General features: G+C 57.8%; 1 pseudogene. It reads left to right on the top strand.

Annotation, left to right across the window (positions count from 1 at the left end):
* Window positions 1-182: 182 nt before the first annotated feature.
* A pseudogene (locus C5S62_RS05050) lies at window positions 183-895 on the top strand (hypothetical protein); the annotation flags it as partial.

The following is an 895-nucleotide window of genomic DNA, read 5'->3' as shown; positions in this document are numbered from 1 at the left end:
GGTGAACTACGCCCCACCCCGATGCCCTGTCTTCCTCATCGACCCCAAGGAGGTAAAGGTTCCCTCAGGCCGCCGCGTGGAGGTTATCCGCGAGGTTGCCTCAAGCGGTGTGCGCACCCTTTGGCAGCGCCTCCGCACTCTCTGACCACAGCTTGCTCCAATCCCTTTATTCCTGAAACAACATGTCTGATTTAAGAAACTGGCGCCATGCGTCGACAAAGAGTATCATCACGCTGGCCGGCTGCATTGTGGCCGCCGCCACTATCCTGATATATTTCCTGCCACGCGAAAGCAAGTTCGGCTATACCTACGAAACCGACAAGCCCTGGCGCTACGAGCAGCTCATAGCCTCCTATGACTTCCCGATAGCCAAAAGCGAGGTGGAAATGCAACGCGAGCGCGACAGCGTGGCCCGCACCTTCGAACCGTATTACATCACCGACTCCCTCGCCGGAGAAGAACAGGTGGCGGCCCTGCAGGCGGACTTCAGTGCGGGACGCTTCAAGGGACTGCCGGCCTACTACCTGCCACGGCTGGTGGAGCTCCTGCGCAAAGTGTATGCACAAGGCGTCATCAACGCTCCCGAACGCTCCCGGCTGCAAGCGGCCGGTAAGAAAAACATCCGGCGCATAAAAGGAAAAATGTCGGTTGCCGAACCGGTTAAAGACCTCTTCACCCGGCGGGAGGCCTACACCTACATCATGGACCGCGATGCGGGAAGCGTGTCACGAAACGTATTGCAGAACTGCCGGATCGACAACTACATCGTGCCGAACCTGCATGCCGACGAACAGAAGAACAAACAGGAACTGGAGAGCCTGATGGCACAGATTATCGCCAACAGCGGCATGATGCAGAGCGGACAGCTCATCATAGACCGCGGACAGATAGTGAC

This window comes from Prevotella sp. MGM2, assembly GCF_002933955.1.
Lineage (GTDB): Bacteria > Bacteroidota > Bacteroidia > Bacteroidales > Bacteroidaceae > Alloprevotella.
Note: the sequence above shows the minus strand (reverse complement) of the source record. Positions and strands in the feature narration are given on the sequence as shown.